The organism is Lutimonas halocynthiae (assembly GCF_030409835.1).
Lineage (GTDB): Bacteria > Bacteroidota > Bacteroidia > Flavobacteriales > Flavobacteriaceae > Lutimonas > Lutimonas halocynthiae.
The window spans coordinates 141,437-160,628 of record NZ_JAUFQO010000001.1 but is presented as its reverse complement, the minus strand read 5'-3'; the positions used below and the strand labels follow the sequence as shown (position 1 = coordinate 160,628).

11 protein-coding genes are annotated in these 19,192 nt (G+C 36.4%); 4 read left to right on the top strand and 7 right to left on the bottom strand.

Annotated features, from left to right (window positions below; all coding sequences use genetic code 11):
• Nucleotides 1-7: 7 nt before the first annotated feature.
• The 7 genes from QWY87_RS00695 to QWY87_RS00665 form a co-directional block, all read right to left on the bottom strand.
• Nucleotides 8-1,678: an alpha-amylase family glycosyl hydrolase gene (locus QWY87_RS00695; protein ID WP_290287379.1), complete on the bottom strand. Its 1,671-nt coding sequence runs from the start codon at nucleotides 1,676-1,678 to the stop codon at nucleotides 8-10.
• Between the two features lie 17 nt (nucleotides 1,679-1,695).
• A complete protein-coding gene (locus QWY87_RS00690; protein ID WP_290287377.1) occupies nucleotides 1,696-2,499 on the bottom strand; it encodes an alpha/beta hydrolase in 804 nt (267 codons plus the stop codon).
• A 49-nt stretch (nucleotides 2,500-2,548) separates the two neighbouring features.
• A complete protein-coding gene (locus QWY87_RS00685) occupies nucleotides 2,549-4,411 on the bottom strand; it encodes a glycoside hydrolase family 13 protein (protein WP_290287375.1) in 1,863 nt (620 codons plus the stop codon).
• Nucleotides 4,412-4,430: 19 nt separating this feature from the next.
• Nucleotides 4,431-6,734, bottom strand: coding sequence for a glycoside hydrolase family 65 protein (locus QWY87_RS00680; protein WP_290287372.1), 2,304 nt, complete (start codon nucleotides 6,732-6,734; stop codon nucleotides 4,431-4,433).
• A gap of 11 nt (nucleotides 6,735-6,745) precedes the next feature.
• A complete protein-coding gene (pgmB, locus tag QWY87_RS00675) occupies nucleotides 6,746-7,399 on the bottom strand; it encodes a beta-phosphoglucomutase (protein WP_290287370.1) in 654 nt (217 codons plus the stop codon).
• A 3-nt stretch (nucleotides 7,400-7,402) separates the two neighbouring features.
• On the bottom strand, nucleotides 7,403-8,752 hold the full coding sequence (locus QWY87_RS00670; RefSeq protein WP_290287367.1) for an MFS transporter: 1,350 nt from the start codon (nucleotides 8,750-8,752) through the stop codon (nucleotides 7,403-7,405).
• A 203-nt stretch (nucleotides 8,753-8,955) separates the two neighbouring features.
• Complete coding sequence (locus QWY87_RS00665; protein WP_290287365.1) at nucleotides 8,956-9,993, bottom strand: LacI family DNA-binding transcriptional regulator; 1,038 nt, start codon at nucleotides 9,991-9,993, stop codon at nucleotides 8,956-8,958.
• A 403-nt stretch (nucleotides 9,994-10,396) separates the two neighbouring features.
• On the opposite strand from QWY87_RS00665, the gene QWY87_RS00660 reads away from it, so the two are divergent.
• The 4 genes from QWY87_RS00660 (at nucleotide 10,397) to QWY87_RS00645 (ending at nucleotide 19,164) form a co-directional block, all read left to right on the top strand.
• A complete protein-coding gene (locus QWY87_RS00660; protein WP_290287363.1) occupies nucleotides 10,397-13,300 on the top strand; it encodes a SusC/RagA family TonB-linked outer membrane protein in 2,904 nt (967 codons plus the stop codon).
• An 11-nt stretch (nucleotides 13,301-13,311) separates the two neighbouring features.
• The gene (locus QWY87_RS00655; RefSeq protein WP_290287361.1) at nucleotides 13,312-15,222 is read left to right on the top strand and encodes a RagB/SusD family nutrient uptake outer membrane protein; all 1,911 of its coding nucleotides are present in this window, start codon (nucleotides 13,312-13,314) and stop codon (nucleotides 15,220-15,222) included.
• A 20-nt stretch (nucleotides 15,223-15,242) separates the two neighbouring features.
• Nucleotides 15,243-16,553, top strand: coding sequence for a SusE domain-containing protein (locus tag QWY87_RS00650; RefSeq protein ID WP_290287359.1), 1,311 nt, complete (start codon nucleotides 15,243-15,245; stop codon nucleotides 16,551-16,553).
• A 67-nt stretch (nucleotides 16,554-16,620) separates the two neighbouring features.
• Nucleotides 16,621-19,164 (top strand): alpha-amylase family glycosyl hydrolase, encoded by a 2,544-nt coding sequence (locus tag QWY87_RS00645; RefSeq protein ID WP_290287357.1) that lies wholly within the window; start codon nucleotides 16,621-16,623, stop codon nucleotides 19,162-19,164.
• The last annotated feature ends 28 nt before the right edge of the window (nucleotides 19,165-19,192 follow it).

Sequence of the window (19,192 nt, the reverse complement as noted above, 5' to 3'; positions counted from 1 at the left end):
GATTTGACTATTGACTTCTTTTTTCCAATAATACTATAGAAAATGGTGTATCCAAACTCACTGATCCATTTTTAACTTTTGCTGAGACATTAGAATAGGCATCAGTTAATTGAGTTCCTTCTTCAAATACTTCTCCAACGGCAATATTTTTGATTCCTTTTTCCAATTCAAGACCTATGACTACTGCATCGCTAAAATCATCTTTGTTAAATGTTCTTTGAAAGATATAAGGAGCCTCACTGATCATCTGATGTTTACCTTTTCCAATGGATGGATGATTACTTCTGAAAATACCTAGCTTTTGCCAGTGCGTCAAAAGTGCTTTTGTTTCATCGTTTGATTCAATATCCTTCCAATTCATAAAAGATCGAAGGGTTGCATCTCCTTGAGTTCCTTCTACGATAAGTGTTCTTGCCGATTCGTCTCCATAATAGATTTGGGCAGTTCCTGGTGATAACAGGAGCTTACTGGCTGTTTCATAGGTTTTTTCTCTGGTCTTATCAAATGGTGAACCATCGTCATGTGAGGTGAGGTAATTTAAGACCTGAAAACCATTGGTTTCATCATTTAAAATAGTGCTATAGGTTGAAAACATTTTTTCATAGTCTTCGTTTGCACTTTTTTTGAATTCAAAATTGATCATACTGTCGAATCCATGGTCATAATAATTCACCTTAACGTCACCAAAATCAAAGCGCTTGCCAGAAGAAATAATGTCATAGTCATAGACTTCACCAACCATATAAAAATCATTGTTATCTAAAACCGCTGATGTATTTTGCTGCTTCCATGTGCTGAAAGCGATTTCACATTCGTTTTTGAATTCAGTCCAAACATCTTCTTCAATATGCCTTACTGTATCTGCTCTATAGCCATCAATTCCAAATTCTCTGACATAATCAGTTAACCATTTAATGATATAGAATCGCGGTGCTCTTGGATAACCCGTTCTTTCAAAAAAAGCATCAAGCTCTTTCATTTCCTGCTCGTAACGTCCTTCACTTTTCCACTTTTCAATCAATGACTCAGGAAGTTCAACATTGTCATTGGATTCAGTCAGGATATCAGGCAGATTTTCAACCAAAGCGCAATGAACAGCGGTTTCATAAGAATTAAACTCGCACTTAGGGCTTGTTCTTACCCAATTATCCGGCCATTGAGGATCTTGCTCTGTCACTGGGCCTGTATGATTAATCACGGCATCCATTAGGATGCGAATTCCGTTGTCATGGGCCACTTCAACTAAGTTTGCCAGGTCTTCCATGGTTCCGAAATTTGGATCTAAAGCCGTCCAGTCTTTTGCCCAATAACCATGGAAAGCATAAGTAAAACCGGTTCCTTCATCCGTTCCTCCGTGAATTTGTTCCACTACTGGTGTAAACCAAATCGCATTGACACCCAAGTCATTGAAATATCCTGAAGTTATTTTTTCAGTGATTCCTTTAATATCTCCACCTTTAAAACCCCTTAGTGGCGCTGTTTCGAGTGTTCGATCAAAGTTGACATCATTACTGGTGTCAGCATTGTTAAAACGGTCAGTCAACAAGAAATAAATGCTTGCATTTTCCCAATAGAAGGGAACTTCAGGAGCAGCTGTTACTGTTTCCTGATTTGCCTCTTTACAGGCAGTGATTATTGATAGCAGGGTCAATCCGAAAATTAATAGCTTCTTATTCATGTTTGCTTTAAATTTTATTAATTATTATTTTTTCCATACAACCAGCGAATGGCGTCTTTAAATCCATCTCGCCATAATTTTTCATTGTGTTCTCCACCTTCAACAACTTTCGAGTAAATATTAGCAGCAGGATAACCACATTCATGCAATTTATCAACCATTTTTAACATTAAGGGAGCCATTTCACCAGATTCGGAGTCACCTGCCATGAAATAAAGCATAGAATTTACATTTTTACAATGTGCTTCGGTGAACTGAAAACTATCCGGTGCCATTTCAAAAGAAGGTGAAAAAATTCCAGCTTTCCCAAAGATATTGGGGTGTTTTAAAACGGCATAATGTGAGATCAAACCTCCCAATGAACTGCCCATGATACCTGTATTTTCATTTCCTGGCAAGGTGCGAAAATGATTATCGATATAGGGTTTTAATGATTGAACGATGAAATTGATATAAGCTTCTCCTTTTGGCTTAGAATCGTAATTCTTGAGCAACCATGGTGTATATTCATCCATTCTTTGAATTCCTCCATTGTCTATTCCTACCACGATTAAATTAATATTTTCATCAATGGCTAAATTGTCAAGCGATTCATCAACACCCCACTCTCCAACATAGGAAGTTTCATCATCGAATAGGTTTTGCCCATCATGCATATAAAGAACTGGATATTTCTCTTGACTCGATTGATAATCAGCAGGCAGATAGATCCAAATTCTCCTGGTTGTGTCTAAGGAGGCCATTTCAAAAGCATCGTTAAGGACAACCACATTTTGATTTGCAGTAGAATTATTCTGGCCCAACAAAAAGTTGACGGTCATCAAGAAAATTATGCTAATGAAGATCCTATTTGAACTTCTGAATGCCATGTTATTTTAAAGTTGTTAAAATTGTGGCTCCTTTTTCTTCCAGATTCAGGCTGTCTTTCCAAAGGATTTCATTTCCTGTTATTACATCTTTTAGTTTTTTCTCTTCCAATCCAATTTCTTTGAATTTAGTGAGGTCTAACACGTAACTTTCATCGTTTTTATTTAATATTAAAACAACGATGTTGTCATCCATGATTCTGAACATCAGGTATACACCATCCTCTGGTGAAAAATGAATAGTTCTTCCTTCGTGAATTGTCGTACTGTTCTTTCTAAATTGAAGTAAAGTCTTTAGATATTGTTGCATGTCAAGTTGCACAGCGCTGAGTCCGGTGGCTGTAAAGGCATTTGTAGTATCTCCATCCCATCCTCCAGGAAAATCAGTTCTTATCAAACCATGATCCCCAGGTTTAGCGGTATTTTGCAGCAGGATTTCTGTTCCATAATAAAGCTGTGGAATTCGAGGAAGTGTCAGGAAATAGGCCATGGCCATCTTTGTCAATACAGGGTCTTCATCAAACTGGGTATGAATTCTATCCATATCGTGGTTGTCAGGAAAAACCATGATATCTTTTGGGCTTGGGTAATGAAAATCATTTGCAAGTCCTTCATAGATTTTAACCAATCCTTTGTCCCATTTTTCATCTTCCTTAAGCGCCTCAACGATTTTTCTCTGCATAGGAAAATCCATGGTAGATTTTAAATTTGACTCATATCCATCATGATTCTTAGCGCCTTGTTGCCAATAACCAACAAGTAATGGGTTGTAACTCCATTCTTCACCAACAATACTAAAATTAGGGTATTCGTTCATGATCGCACCTGCCCAGTTAGACATAAAAACTTTGTCAGGATAAGGATAGGTGTCTTGTCTGATTCCCCCTAATTGAGCTGATTCTATCCACCAGATACTATTCTGGATAAGATAGGTCGCCATAAACGGATTGTTCTGGTTCAAATCTGGCATTGAATCTACAAACCATCCATCGGTCATACCGATTGCATCAATTTTTGAAGCGTAGATGTCTTGGTTAGTGGTTCTGCGATGATTAGAATATATTGTTTTTTTCCCAGCCTCATAGTTAGTCTGGTTATTGATCCAATCTTCAAATGGAAGGTCTTTCATCCACCAATGTTCACTTCCGCAATGATTGGCTACCTGGTCCATAATAAGTTTCACCCCATTTTGATTCGCCTTTGCTGAGAGTTCAATATAATCTGACATTGTTCCAAATCGCGGGTCAATTTCATAAAGATCTGTTATGGCATAACCGTGATAAGAATAGCTATCCATATCATTGGTGAGCAATGGACAAGACCAAATTGCCGTAAAGCCCATTTCAGAAATATAATCAACATGTTCAGTTATACCTTGAATATCTCCTCCATGTCTGGCATAATCATCCTTGCGATCAATCGCAGTCTCCTTTAAGCCTTCAATAATGTCATTATCAGGATTTGCATTGGCAAAACGATCAGGTGTAATGAGATAAATTACATCCGAACTATCGAAACCAATATATTGATCAGATGGCTTCTGTTTTTCCTTTAAGGTATACTCATGTTTTAACTTCTTCTTGCCCTTTGCATTAAATACAATAGTAAAACTTCCAGGTTTTGCATCCGAGTCGATTTGAAGATCGATAAAAAGGTAATTAGGACTTTTTGCCTTATGAACTTTTTGGATACGCACACCAGCATATTCAATTTCAGGAGTCAATGCTGAAATATCATTTCCTTTAACCAAAAGCTGCAGCTTAGAATCTTTAAAACCAACCCACCAGTTTGGGGGTTCAACCCTTTCAATTTGCGATGAAACTGAAATGCTGTAAAACAATGCCAGTAGAAAAATAATATGCTTCATAGAATCTGTTTTAAATTGACTAAAGGACCACTAAATCTTTATTCTGAATCGTGACTTGTTGATTAGAGACAATAATATCTATCGGCGTATCTGATTCATTATAGAATTTACATCCCTCATGATTTTTAAACACCTTAATCGTATGATCCCTGTATTTAATTTTAAAGGAATATGATTTCCAGTTTTTCGGAATAGTCGGATCAAAGGACAAGGTATTATTGAAATTCCTCATGCCTCCAAAACCTTGAACTATAGAAAGCCAGGTTCCGGCCATACTTGTTATGTGCAGCCCTTCATGTACTTCATGATTGTAATCATCAAGATCAAGTCTTGAAGTTCTCAGGTACATTTCATAGGCCTTTTCAGTTCTTTCCAGCTTTGAAGCAAGAATTGAATGCACACATGGAGACAAGGATGACTCATGGACCGTTAACGGTTCGTAAAAGTCAAAATGTTTTTCAAGAACATCTTTGTCAAAAAGATTTTCAAAGAAATAGAACCCTTGTAAAACATCCGCTTGCTTGATATAAGGGGATCTTAATATTCTGTCCCATGACCATTTTTGGTTGATGGGTCGTTCTGATTTGTGTAATTGATCTGCAGGAATTAATTCCTTATCAAGGAAACCATCTTGCTGAAGATATACCCCATGCTTTTCACTATAAGGGAAGTACATTTTGGCCGCAACATTTTCCCATGTTTGGGTCTCGGTTTCGTTAAACTTAACCTTTTCTGCAATACGCACAAAATCTTCAGGGAATTGATCTTTTAAAAACTCAATATTCTCAAGAGCATATTCCAAACACCATTTTGCCAGATAATTTGTGTACCAATTATTATTGACGTTATTTTCGTATTCATTAGGGCCGGTTACACCTAAGATGACAAACTGATCTTTATCCTTAGAAAAAGTAGCTCTTTGACTCCAGAATCTTGCAATGGCAATAATTACTTCCATTCCATGTGAAGCAATATAATCTTTGTCACCTGTATAATTTACATAATTATAGATGGCGTAAACCATGGCACCGTTCCTGTGAATTTCTTCAAAAGTGATTTCCCATTCATTATGGCATTCTTCACCATTCATAGTGACCATTGGATAAAGGGCTGCACCTTTAGAAAAGCCTAATTTTTCAGCATTTTCAATAGCCTTGTCCAATTGATTATATCGGTAAATCAATAAGTTTTTCGCTACATCCTTATCCTTGGTACTCATATAAAATGGGATACAATAAGCTTCAGTATCCCAATAGGTACTTCCACCGTATTTTTCTCCTGTAAAGCCTTTAGGGCCAATATTAAGTCTTGAATCGTCACCCGAGTAAGTTTGATTTAACTGAAAAATATTAAACCTTATGGCTTGTTGGGCTTTGATATCTCCGGAGATCATAATGTCTGCGGTATCCCAAATTTTGTTCCAAGCTTTATTTTGTTTTTCAAGTAAGGCGTCAAAACCTAATTCAACTGCTTCATTTAATCTTCGCTTAGACACATTTAAAAGTTCCGCATCAGGATGGTTCATTCCTTGTGTATAGCCACCATATTTAACTATCGAAAATGTATCTCCACTATTTACTTCAGTTTTGTAAGTATTGGTTATTTTTTTATCAGTAATCTGAGATTCTTTATCAATATTTACGATGTAATCGTTTAGTACCAATTCAACTTTCATTGCCGTACATACCAAAAAACCAGTCTTCAGTGTTTTTGACAAAATGAATCCCGCATCAATGGTTTCTATTTTATCTAGAATTTCCCAAAAGAATTCATCGTAATTGGAGTCTTCATTTATAATTCCAGCATCCAGGTAAGGAGAAAATTCTATTTCTCCTTTAAAATTGATAGGAGTAACACTGTATTTAATGACTCCAACCTCCGTACTAGTCATGCTCAAAAATCTTGTGGACTGAATTTTTACACTGTCACCATCGTCAAATTCAGCGATGAAAGAACGCGTTAAAACGCCGTTTTTCATGTTGAGTTCCCGAGAAAAATCAATCACTCTACAAGTATTTAAGTCGAGTTGCTTCCCGTTAATTTTGACATCAATACCAATCCAGTTTGGTGCATTGAGCACTTTAGCGAAATATTCAGGATAACCATTTTTCCACCAACCAACTCTGGTTTTGTCAGGATAATAGATACCTCCAATATAACTTCCTTGAAATGTTTCTCCGCTGTAATGCTCTTCAAAATTAGCCCTTTGGCCCATGGCACCATTACCAATACTGAAAATACTTTCAGATGCCGTTATGTTTTCTTTGTCAAACCCTTCCTCAATTATTTTCCACTCGTCGGGTTTTATATAATCTAAATTCATAGTATTTTGGTTTAATCAATCAACTTCTGTAAAAAATCAATAGTCAATTCAGCTGTACTGTTTAATACATAATCAGCTTCTTTTAGAATTTCCTTATCACCAATTCCAACGCTTAGCATATTGGCCTTATTTGCCGCTTCAACTCCAGCTTGTGCGTCTTCAATAACAATACAGTTATCTGGTTCAACACCTAATTTTTGTGCCGCTATAAGAAAAACTTCAGGATCTGGTTTTGCTGTGCTAACATCATTACCATCAACAATAGCGTCGAAAAGGTTTAATAAATCAAGTGTTTCAAGGATCAAACGAGCATTTTTACTAGCTGAACCTAATGAAAACGGGATTTTGTTAAGTTTTAAATAATGTAAAACGTCATCTATGCCTGGCAGGATCTCCGTGTGATCCATTTCTGCGATATATTCCAGGTATTGTGCATTTTTTTCAATTAATAATTTTGTCTTTTGTTCTTCCTCAAGTTGCACATTTCCTATGTCGAGGAGTATTTCAAGTGATCGAACACGACTTACACCTTTTAGCTGTTCGTTTTGCGCTTCGGAAAAATCAAAGCCCAATTGAATTGCTAGTTCTCTCCAGGCTAAATAGTGATACTTTGCCGTATCTACTATTACACCGTCTAAATCAAATATGATGGCTTTTTTAGTCATGTTTTATTCTGTTTTGAGTATTACTTTATCATCTACATCTTTTACTTTGAAAACCAATATTGCGGCGATCAAAAACGAGGCACCACTCATAACCAGCGCATAAATAGGATTTCCACCGTATAGATATTTTACAATCGGACCTCCGATTAATGCATTAACAATTTGTGGAAGTACAATGAAAAAATTAAATATCCCCATGTAAACTCCCATTTTTCTTGGCGGAATTGAGCCGGCTAGAATGGCGTATGGCATTGTCAAAATACTTGCCCATGCTATTCCAATACCAACCATTGAAATCAATAACCAATATTGGTCTGGTGCGAAATAAATTGAAATAAATCCAAGTCCACCGATGATTAATGAAAGAGAATGTGTTTTTATCCTACCTATTTTTTTAGCAATGGCAGGAAGGAAGAAGGCATAAATTGCTGATATGAGGTTATAAACTCCAAATAATATTCCTACCCAGTCCCCTGCATTTTGATAAGTTGTACTGTGGGTGTCTTCTAAAGGCAAACCATAAACATGATGCGCAATGGCAGGGGTTGAGAAAACCCACATGCCAAATAATCCAAACCATGAAAAAAACTGCACCCAGCTTAATTGTTTCATGGTAGTAGGCATATTCTTAAAATCAGTAAAAATATTGAGGATACTTGATTCTTCTACCTTTTCTTCTGTGTCGATTCCATTTATCAACTCCATTTCTTCAGGTGAATACTCTTTTGTTGTAAAGACGGTGATCAGAATACTAATGATTAGAACTGCTGCCCCAATGATAAAGGAGAGCATCAAACTCAAAGGAACCTTACCGGGTTCTGCGGTATTAGAAATTCCAACCCAATTGGTCAACACATATGGCAACCAGGAGCCTATAACGGCACCAATTCCGATTAACACTGTTTGAACACTGAATCCTAAGGTTCTTTGATCACTTGGCAATACATCTGCTACAAGGGCCCTAAAAGGTTCCATAGCGATATTAAAAGAAGCATCCATGATCATGAGCATTCCAGCACCAACCCATAAGGCAGGCATAAATGCTGTAAACATATCCGCATTTGGCATGAGTATCAAACCAAAAGAAGCTAAAATAGCTCCAGTTAGAAAGAATGGTCTTCTTCTTCCAAGCCTGGTCCAAGTCTTATCACTATAATAACCGATAATAGGTTGTACGATCAATCCTGTCAAGGGAGCCACAATCCAAAACCAACCTAGTTCGTGGACATCAGCACCAAATATTTGTAATACCCTAGAAGCATTTGCATTTTGAAGGGCAAAACCCATTTGAATACCCAGAAATCCAAAACTAAGATTCCAGATTTCCCAAAAACTGAGACGTCTTTTTTCCATAATGTATTTTTAATTGGTGAAATGAAATTATTAAACTGAATTAAATTGAATACTACTATTCATATGCCCATCCAAGCCAAAAATCCTGCAAAATAAAATCGAATAAGGACTGATATAAACCAGACCCAATTATGTGAAGAATTAAATAATTAGCAAGTCGTGAAATATTTACTAATATGCGACAAATATATAAAATTAATTTATTAATTGTGAAGCTGAACTTTTTTAGTTGAGTCTCTAATAGTTAGATCCGTTTTGATCAAATTTGTTTTATATTGATATTCAGTGTCTTGAGAATCAATCTCGTCTAATAATAACTCGCAAGATTTTCTACCCATGGTTCTGCCGTGCTGGGCTACAGTAGTTAAAGAGGGCGTTGTGAATTCAGAAATCAATCCATCAGTAAAGCCAATTACCTCTATGTCTTCTGGAACATTATAACCGTATCCTCGGGCTACTTTCATCACTGTTGCGGCGTAGATCTCGTTTACTGCGAATATCCCGTCAGGGTAATTACCATCCTCAAAAAGAACAGATAATTGCTCATCTATGGTTAGTTTATCATCAATTTTAATAATCAAATCGTGATCCACTGCCATGTTATGATCGTTTAGCGCCATGAGATAGCCCTCTCTTCTTTCATTTCCCACAGTAACATAATCGGGTGTGGTTAATAAAGCGATGCGTTTACATCCATTTTTTATCAATTGTTGGGTAGCTAAAATGGCTCCTCCTTTATCATCAGCAATTACCTTACTACAATTGATTTCATCTACAACCCTGTCAAACATAACCAGCGGGATTCCATTATTGATCAACTCGTTAAAATGTCTGTAATCATCTTTTTCTTCGGTTTCCTTTGCAACTGATGCGATAATGCCGTCTACCACTCCGCTAGCAAGCATTTGAAGGTTTAGTACCTCTTTCTTATATGATTCATTTGACAAGCAAATCATCACATTATAGCCTTTATCATTGGCTAATTTTTCTATTCCTGTAATGACTGTAGTAAAAAAATGATGGACTATTTCAGGAATGATAACCCCTATAGTTTTGGTATTCTGATTCCTTAGGTTTAGGGCTAAACTATTTGGTTTGTAATGATAATATGTAGCGAATGCCTGTATCTTGTTTTTAAGCTCTTGACTTATCTCATGACTATCTTTTAGTGCTTTGGAAACAGTTGAAATTGAAACCCCAAATTCTTTGGCTATTTTTTTAAGTGTTATTTTTTGTTTCATATACTGCAAAGGTGGAATTAACCTAGTTCCAGGCTTAAATAAAGTTAATGATAAATTAAATTTTTTGGGGGCTAATTCTGTTTATAAAAGTAATCAAATAATATGGGTGAAAAAAATATTTAGATAGTCAGCTATCGATTGCGCATTAAAAGAGATTTTTTTTAACAGATTATTAATAATTGGAGCTCAAATTCTTAAATTCTTAACAGCAGCAAGGCTTCAAGGAAAACTACTCTAACGTTTTCGTAATTAAACTTATCAACACGAAAACGTTTTCGTGAAAATTTAGCGCCTCCATTTTTATGTTAAAATGGTGTTAACAAAGTAACTTCGGCGAGTGAAATATTAAATAAACAGCAAGTTTAATTACAAATCATTATGCTTAATAACTAAATTCATTTTTATGAAAAAAATTAGACAATTAGTCTTTGCGATTTTGTTTTCATTACCAATGTTGGTGTCTGCTCAAGACCTCATTCAAGGTAATGTAAAAGATGACCAAGGAATAGACCTTCCTGGCGTATCTGTAATTGTACAGGGTACAACACAGGGAACTGCAACTGATTTCGATGGAAATTTCGAAATTGAAGTTGATGCAAATACAGTTTTAGTATTTTCTTTTATTGGATATTCCAATTTAGAAGTTACAGCGAGTGCAAACATGCAAGTAGTAATGCAGGAATCTGCAGAGAGCCTTGATGAAGTAGTTCTTATTGGTTATGGACAAACAACTAAGAAAGACGCAACAGGAGCTGTAGAAAAAGTAAGTGAAAAAGAATTTAACGTTGGGGCTATTGCTTCACCTGAACAATTGATTACAGGTAAAACGGCAGGGGTAAATGTTACACCTCCTAGTGGTCGACCAGGTGAATCAGGAACTGTAAAAATCAGGGGTGGTGTTTCATCTTTGGGAACTAACAGTCCTCTATACGTAATTGATGGAGTACCGATCGATCAAAAAGGACCGGCACTAAATTCTATCAATCCAAATGATATTGAAAGTTTTAACATCTTAAAAGATGCATCGGCAACAGCCATTTATGGTTCGAGAGCAACCAATGGTGTTATTCTTATAACGACTAAATCTGGAAGAATGAATTCAGATTTTAGAGTTGAATTAGATAGTAAATTTTCTGTTGGTGTTAAATCTAATACTGTTGATGTTCTTGATCCAGATCAATACAGAGCAGCTGTACTTAGTTTAAATAATCCAGATGCGGCGGCTTTGCTAACGGGTGAAAACACAAACTGGCAAGAAGAGATTTATCAAACAGCTTTTGGTACAGATAACAACCTGATCTTATCAGAAGGTTTTGATAACAGTTCCTATAGAGTTGCGTTTGGATATAATTATCAAGAAGGTATTTTAAAGACGAATGATTTTAAAAGACCTAGTATCTCTTTGAATTTCAGACAAAATTTGTTTGATAATTCACTAAAAATGGATTTTAACCTGCGTGGATCGTGGGTAAGTGATAGTTTTGGTGATGATGGCGCTATTGGAAGTTCGGTATCATTCGATCCTACAAAACCAGTTTATAGCGGACAGCCTGAATTTGGAGGTTATTGGGAGTGGTTAAATAATGACGGAAGTGTAAATACGTTGGCGCCAAGAAACCCAGTAGGTCAAGTGCTACAGAATATTAATGACGGGAATACTGAGAGGTATAGTGGGAACGCTAAATTTGACTATAAATTTGGATTTTTAGACGGATTGAATATGGTTGTGAACCTTGGTTTTGATTATTCAGAAGGTCGAGGATACTTTATTGTTCCTCCTGAATCTGCATCAGGTTTCAATGATAATGGTTCTGTTAGAGAATGGACCAACCTAAAGAGGAACACCTTGGCTGATGTGTATTTGAACTATGTGAATACTTTTAATGACAAACATAAACTTGACGTTATGGTAGGTCATTCATTTCAAGATTTTTATCGTGAAGATACCAACGTAACCCAAGATGGTTTAGGTAGCCCAGCAACCGGTAATTTTGGAACAGTTTCATTAAATGCCCTGCAATCATTATTTACCCGTGTAAATTATACTTATAATAATAAATATTTAGTGACTGCCACTTATCGTAGAGATGGATCTTCAAGATTTGCTCCTGAAAACAGATGGGCAAACTTCTTCTCTGGAGCTTTAGCCTGGAATATTTCTGAAGAAGATTTCTTAAAAGATTCTGAGACAGTATCAACTTTGAAATTGAGATTAGGATTTGGTCAGACAGGTCAGCAAGAAATTGATAAAGATTTTGGCTACCTACCAATTTACACACCTGGAGATGCAGGCGTAAGATATCCATTCGGATCTGAATACCATTATACATTAAGACCTGAAGGTTATGATAAAAATATCAAATGGGAAGAGTCTGATACGTATAATATTGGTTTAGACTACGGCTTTATAAATGATGCGCTTACTGGTTCTATAGAATATTTTAAAAGAGAATCATCTGATATTTTAAGTACCATTGCACCACCTGCAGGCTCTAACTTAACCAATAATTTATACACAAATATTGGTGATCTTTCGAGTCAAGGGGTTGAATTTACTTTAAACGCAGATATCTTTCAAAGAGAGAATTTTACTTGGAACGTTAATTTTAACGCAACTTGGTTAAGTAATGAAATCAAAAAACTGAACAATGTTGAAGATCCTGAATCTCCTGGAATAGCTCAAGGGGGAATTAGTGGAGGTGTTGGTAACACAGTTCAAACACATAAAGTAGGATATCCACAATTTTCCTACCTTGTTTACGAACAGGTTTATGATGAAATTGGAACTCCTTTAGAAGGTGTTTATGTCGATCAAAACAGCGATGGTGTGATTAACGATTCAGATAAAAGAATCTATAAGAATCCTAATCCTGATTACTTATTTGGTTTCTCATCTTATATGAATTATAAGAATTTTGATTTGTCATTTACGATGAGAGCTTCTCTAGGAAATTATGCATATAATAACGTAGGATCTTCAAGAGGGTATTATGGAGCAGTATATGAGTTGGAAACACTGAGAAATGTTCACTCATCTATTTTAGAAACGGGGTTTGACACACAACAATTGTGGTCAGATTACTATATTCAAGATGCTTCTTTCTTAAAGATGGATAACATTGCCTTAGGTTACACTTTCCAAAACCTAAAAGAAGGAGCAGTTGGCTTTAGACTTTACACTACTGTTCAAAACGTATTTACGATTACTGAATACGATGGATTGGATCCTGAAATAAGTGGAGGTATAGATAATAATTTTTATCCAAGACCAAGAACTTTCTTACTTGGATTTAATATTAACTTTTAAAAGCATTGATGATGAAAATATTTAAAAACTTAAAATTTAAAGTAGGTATTGTCGCTTTAATGCTTGCGATGGGATTTGTTTCCTGTGAAGATGCATTAGACAAACAACCTGTAACTGAACTAACCGAAAGCCAGGCCTTTGAAGATCCTGAAGCTTACACTGAATTTCTTGCAAGAGTATATGCAGGTCTTGCGGTAAGTGGACAAGAAGGACCGGCAGGTAGACCTGATATTCAAGGAATTGATGAAGGTTTCTCAAATTACACACGTCAATTTTGGAAACACCAGGAGTTGAATACGGATGAGGCTATAATCGCTTGGAATGATGGAACGATCCATGACCTTCATAACCATGTTTGGACTTCAGGTAATGAATTTGTCAGAGCCATGTATGATAGAATTTACTTTCAAATTGGTATTGCGAATCAATATTTAAGAGAAACTACTGATGAGAAACTTGATAGTAGAGGAGTAGAGAGCACGCTAAAAGCCGAAATTCAAATATTTAAGGCTGAAGCCAGATTTTTGAGAGCACTAAGTTATTGGCATGCTATTGATTTTTATGGAGATATTCCTTTTGTAACTGAAGAGGATCCTGTTGGAAACTTTTTCCCGGAACAAGCCAAAAGAGAGGTTGTTTTTGAATGGATTGTTGCAGAATTAAAGGCGATTGAACCTACCTTATTGGGTGCACGTCAAAACGATTATGGAAGAGCTGATCAAGGTGCTGCATGGATGTTGTTGGCGAAGTTGTATTTGAATTCTCAAGTATATACTGGTGTTGACGGATCAGCAGATGCAATGGAATACATCAATAAGGTTATCAATTCAGGTTATTCATTAACAGATAACTATACAGACTTGTTCCTTGCAGACAATGATATCAACGGATCAGAAAATGAAATCATTTTCCCAATTCGTTTCGATGGTTTAAATACAACTGGATATGGTGGAACAACTTTCTTAACGCATGCGGCTATTGGAGGAAAAATGAATGCTGCTGAATTTGGCGTCAACGGAGGTTGGGGTGGTATCAGAACCACTAAGAATCTCGTATTCCAATTTGATTCAGGAATAGATCTTGATGCTTTAAATGCTGCCATTGGGCCAGCTTCAAAATGGGGCCTTGTTGGAAGTTCAACTGTTAATAGTTGGGACGGACCAGATATGATCATGTATGAATCAGGAACTGACCAATTTGGTATTTTTGCTCAATTGGTAGCTGGTGAAATGAAGTTTAGATTTGATAATGACTGGGGTGTTAACCTTGGTGATACTGGTGCTGATGGAAGCCTAGAACCAGGAGGTGATAATATTGCCATTGCAGAAGATGGAGGTTATTTTATCTCTTTGAACACTGCAAATTCAACATATTCAATAACTCCCGTTGGAGATACAAGAGCAAACTTCTTTACAGAAGATCAAACTCTTGAAATTGAAGACCCATTTAATTTCTCAAACGGTTATGCTGTAGAAAAATTCAGAAATGTAGATGTTAACGGAAACCAAGGATCAGACGGTGCTGGAGATTTTGTAGATGTAGATTTTCCAATGTTTCGATTGGCAGATGTTTATTTAATGTATGCTGAAGCCTTTTTAAGAGGTGGAGGAGGAAGTGCCAGTGAAGCTGCTAATTATGTAAATATGGTTAGAGAAAGAGCTTTTGGAAATACAGCTGGAAATATCGATGCAACAGATTTGACTTTAGATTTTATTCTTTCTGAAAGATCAAGAGAATTGCATTGGGAAGGACATAGAAGAACTGACTTAGTGAGGTTCAACGAATTCACTGAAAATGGAGTATGGCCTTGGAAAGGTGGAATCATGGAAGGAAAAACTACTGAAAAATTCAGAGATATTTATCCAATTCCTTCATCTGATATCATTGCAAATCCATCTTTGACGCAAAACCCAGGTTATTAATTTAAAAACACAGATATATCATGAAAAAATATATAAATAAAATATTGTTCTTACTGACCTTCTCTGCGTTGATCGTAGGTTGTGAAAAGGATGATATTGTTGTGATCAACGAGGATTTTACAACTGCTGTAAGCCTCTCATCAGACAATATTGTTTTAGAAGAAGCTAACGAAGGGGCCGAAGCTTTAAAAGTTACATGGACCCAACCGGATTTCGGATATAATGCAGCGGCAGAATATAATGTGCTGTTTGACATTTCAGGAGGTGATTTTACAAGCCCAGAAACTGTTTCAGCTGGTTCAGCTTTAGAGAAATCATTTAATACAGAAGATTTAAATAAGATTCTCTTGAATTTAGGGGCAGAACCAGATGACGCCACTCAATTAGAAGTTAAGATAGATATCATTATGTCAAAGCAATACAGAAGAGCTTCTGATGTTTCTAGTTTGACTGCAACTGCTTATTCAGGCGTACTTGATCTTACAACTACTTGGGGTGTCGTAGGAAGTGCTACTCCTAATGGTTGGGGTGACGGACCAGATACACCGTTCTTTAAAACAAGTGAGCCTGGTATCAATGTGGCCTATATCAATATGGTTGATGGTGAATGGAAAATCAGACAAGACAACGACTGGACCTTAAATTACGGATCTAGTGATGGAGTTAACTTAGTAGAAGGTGGTGATAATATTGCAGTGACTGCCGGTACCTACAAAATCACTTTTGATGAGGACAAATTGACCTATGCTATAGAAGCTTATTCATGGGGCTTAGTGGGTAGTGCCACGCCAAATGGATGGGACGGACCAGATGTACCATTGATGTATGATTCTTGTTCTGATACTTGGAAAGCTGTAGTGAAATTGAATGAAGGCGTATGGAAAATTCGCCAGAATAATGACTGGGCTGTGAATTTAGGTTCAGACGGAGCAGATGGTAATTTACAGGCAAACGGAGGAGATATCCCAGTTACCCTTGGATACTATCAGATCGTTGTTGATTTCAATGCATCTACTTACACTATTGAAAAAACAGATATTTGGGGTGTAGTTGGTTCAGGATATAACGATTGGGGTGCCACACCTGATTTCCCTTTTACTCCAGACTATTGTAATGAAGGAATTTACCATGCCTATGGTGTACCAATTCTAGACGGAGAGATCAAATTTAGAACCAATAATGATTGGGGAAATAATTATGGAGACTTTGAGTTGGATAATATTTTGGATCAAGTAGATGATAATAATATTCCTTCAGTAGCGGGAACTTATGATATCATGCTCGACTTTACCAACCCTAGTGTTCCTACATACACTATGACGAAGAAATAAATATGATTGTAAGGATTAAAAAGGGCTGTTTTTGACAGCCCTTTTTTTCAATTTAATAAGATAAAGCATGAAAAAACTTCTACTTTTTATTTTTTTAATTTCTAGTTCAATATTCTCTCAGCAACTTGAAGTCACTTTTACAGTTGTCCCATCTACTTTTGAAGAGGATGAATTAATTACCATAACAGCTTCTGATTTTAACCCTGCAGTATGGGGCGTTTCAGATGTTTATTTATGGGCATGGTCTACAGCTAATGGAGTTCAAGCGGACGCCCCGAATAACGGAATCTGGACAAGCTCAAATGAGGCACAAAAATTGACAAATAATGGCGACGGAACCTATTCAATTTCATTTATACCTAAAGAATTTTATAACCGTACAGGCTTAGAGAGCATTGGTTTTCTGGTTAAGGCCAAAAATGGGGATGGAGATAAAAAATCCCAGGATAATGTTGTATTGGTAGGTACTATCGATGTACCTCCAGTTACAGAGGCTCCTGTTCCGTCAGGGATGCTTGATGGGATCAACTTAGATCAAAATGACAATACCAAGGTCACACTTGTTTTGTACGCTCCTATGAAGGAATTTGTCTATGTGATAGGAGATTTTAACAATTGGGAAAAAGAAGCTGCCTATTTATTAAAAAAAGATAGTGCTAAAAATAGGTTTTGGATTGAAATTACGGGTTTGACACCAAAGTTTGATCATAAATTTCAATACTTTGTCGATGGAAAAATCAGGATAGCAGACCCTTATTCAACTACAATTTTAGATCAGTCAAACGATCAGTTTATTGAAGACATTACCTACCCTAATTTACCAGAATATCCAACGGGAAGTACTTCTCATGCAGTTACTTTACTGAGAACCGGGGATGATGATTTTAACTGGCAAACAAACACATATGAATTACCTGAGAAAACAGATCTTGTGATTTATGAATTACTATTGCGTGATTTTGATGCATTACATAGTTTTGATGCGCTTAAGGCCCGATTAGATTATTTAGAAGACCTAGGTGTGAATGCAATTGAATTGATGCCTGTAAGTGAATTTGACGGGAATGAATCATGGGGATACAATCCATCGTTTCATATGGCCCTGGATAAATACTACGGTACCCCAAAAGCATTTAAGCAGCTTATAGATGAATGTCACAATCGTAATATGGCTGTAATTCTAGATGTAGTTTATAATCATGCTACAGGTCAGCATCCTTATTATCGGATGTGGAACACTTCAGAAGGTGGTTATGGAGGTCAGGCCAGTGCAGACAGCCCGTTTTTTAATCAGGTCGCCACCCATTCCTACAGTGTTTTTAATGATTTCAATCACAGCAAACAAGCCACAAGAGATTATGTAAAAAGAACCACTCAATATTGGATTGATGAATACCGAATTGATGGATTCCGTTGGGACCTTACCAAAGGCTTTACACAAAATTGTACAGGTAGTGAATCTTGTACCAATGCAGCTCAGGCCGACAGGGTAGCGGTATTAAAAGAATATGCAGATTACCAATGGGCCATAAATTCTGAATTCTATATCATCTTTGAACATCTAGGCACCAATGCTGAAGAGACACAATGGGTTGAATACAGACTCAATGAAGGGAAAGGAATTATGATGTGGAGCAAATTAACTGAACCTTATAATGAAAGCACAATGGGTTATCACGAAAGTGGTAAATCTGATTTTTCATGGATCGATTATAAAAACAGAAACTGGACAGTTCCAGCTAATGTAGCTTATATGGAGAGCCATGATGAGGAAAGACTCATGGTTAAAAATCTTGAATTCGGAAATGCTGAAGGCAGTTATAGTGTAAAAGACCTATCAACAGCTTTAGATAGAGAAAAGATTGCAGGAGCCTTCTATTTTACAGTTCCTGGTCCTAGAATGATTTGGCAGTTTGGAGAATTAGGATATGACTATAGTATTAACTATTGCCCTAACGGAACGATTAATCCAGACTGTAGGGTTTCCAATAAGCCTATTAAATGGGATTATTTTGAAGATCCTGAAAGAAAGGCAATTTATGATGCCTGGGCCGATTTGATCAAGCTTAGATTACAGGAAGATATTTTTCAAACAGCTGATTTCACGGTTGATGCAGATGCTACAACTGGTCTAAAAAAAATTCAGCTGACAAACGATAACAATGGAGCCAGCTTAAAGTATGTGAATGTAATAGGTAATTTTGGGGTTAAAACCCAAAGTATCAATCCTGCTTTTCAAGAAACAGGTACCTGGTATGATTTGTTAAATGACAATGGTGAACTGAACGTAACAAACGTTAATCAATTGATATCGCTTCAGCCTGGAGAATTCATAGTTTATGGAAGTAGTCAGGTTACTTTACCAGTTCAGGAGTACGACCCTTTGAGCGGATTGAATATTTATCCGAATCCGGCGACAAGTACTTTTAGAATAAATAAAAACGTACAAAAAGTAGAGGTTTATGACCACACAGGTAGATTGATCACTAGTTTTTCGGGAGATTTTTATCCTGACCAGGATTATGATGCTTCGTTCTTAACCCCTTCGATCTACTTGTTAAGAATTAGTTCAGAGTTAGGAACCAGCTCCAAAAGGTTAATTGTTGAGTAATATTTGTTCGTGAGAATGAATAAAAAAA